This is a genomic window from Streptomyces sp. NPDC044571, assembly GCF_040647115.1.
Classification (GTDB): domain Bacteria; phylum Actinomycetota; class Actinomycetes; order Streptomycetales; family Streptomycetaceae; genus Streptomyces.
Genome location: NZ_JBEZBN010000151.1, coordinates 1 through 1,098 on the forward strand (window position 1 = coordinate 1; position 1,098 = coordinate 1,098).

The 1,098-nt window shown below is 71.8% G+C and carries 2 protein-coding genes; both read right to left on the reverse strand.

Going from position 1 to position 1,098, the window contains the following annotated elements:
• Window positions 1-703, reverse strand: a 703-nt coding sequence (locus tag AB0B01_RS30910) for a nucleoside hydrolase (RefSeq protein ID WP_361726324.1), incomplete at its 3' end; no start/stop codon positions are given.
• Between the two features lie 86 nt (window positions 704-789).
• Window positions 790-1,098, reverse strand: a 309-nt coding sequence (locus AB0B01_RS30915) for a DUF1206 domain-containing protein (RefSeq protein ID WP_361726327.1), incomplete at its 5' end; no start/stop codon positions are given.

Consider the following 1,098-nt stretch of genomic DNA (forward strand, 5'->3'; position numbering starts at 1 on the left):
AACCTGTGGGCGAGCACCCCTCGCCGGCACGGGCCGCGCAAGGCCACCCGCTCTCCGGAACGACGGCCAGCTCGGTGCCCAGTTCCTCGAAGCGGGCCACGACCTCGCGGGTGGCGAGGGCCTGGTGGGTGACATTGAGCCCGCACATGGTGACCGGCACCCCGCTGCGGAAGACGATGTCCGCCGCCTCCGGATCGGTCTGGACGTTGAACTCGGCCGCCGGGCTGCGGTTGCCCCGTTCCGTGGAGCCGCCCATGAGGACGATCTCGCGGATCCGGGCGGCGTCGCCGGGATAACGGGTCAGCAGCAGGGCGATGTTGGTCAGCGGTGCGGTCGGGACGAGGGTCACCGGCTCGGGGTGTTCGGTCAGGATCCGGTGGATCAGGTCCACGGCGTGCTCCGGGACCACGTCCACGGTGGGCTCCGGGAACCGCGGCCCGTCCAGTCCCGACACGCCGTGTACGTCGGACGCCACCGCCAGCGGCTGTACCAGTGGCCGGTCGCATCCCGCCGCGATCGGCACGCCGGTGATGCCGGCGACGGTGCAGACCCGGCGGGCGTTCAGCGTGGTCTTCTCCAGCGTCTGATTGCCCGCAACGGTGGTGATGGCCAGCAGGTCGACCGCTGGATCACCGGCCGCCAGCATGATCGCGAGGGCATCGTCGTGCCCGGGATCGCAGTCGATGATGATCGGGACGGGCACGGACACTCCTGACCATCGGGGCGGCCAACCCCCTCAGTGTGCCGTTCCGGAACCGGCCTGGCCAGGAAGCCGCGGCCGGCTCGCGCTCAGACCTTGCACCACCGGGCCAACGCCCAGCAGAACAGTCCGAACAGCACCAGCCCGACGGCGACCACCACGAGCAGCCACGGCCCCGCCGGTGTCCCGCTGAACGCCCGCAGCGTGTCGTCGATCCCCTTCGCCTGGCCGGGGTCGTACTGCACGGCCGCGTACACGATGAAGCCTCCGGCCGCCGCGAACACCGCCCCGCGGGCCACGCCGCCGCTCACCCCGAGGAAGTCGACCGCCTTGCGCCAGCGCGCTGACGCACCGCCCATCGCGAGCTGTTTGCGGAAGCTGAGCCGCGCCGCCTGTAC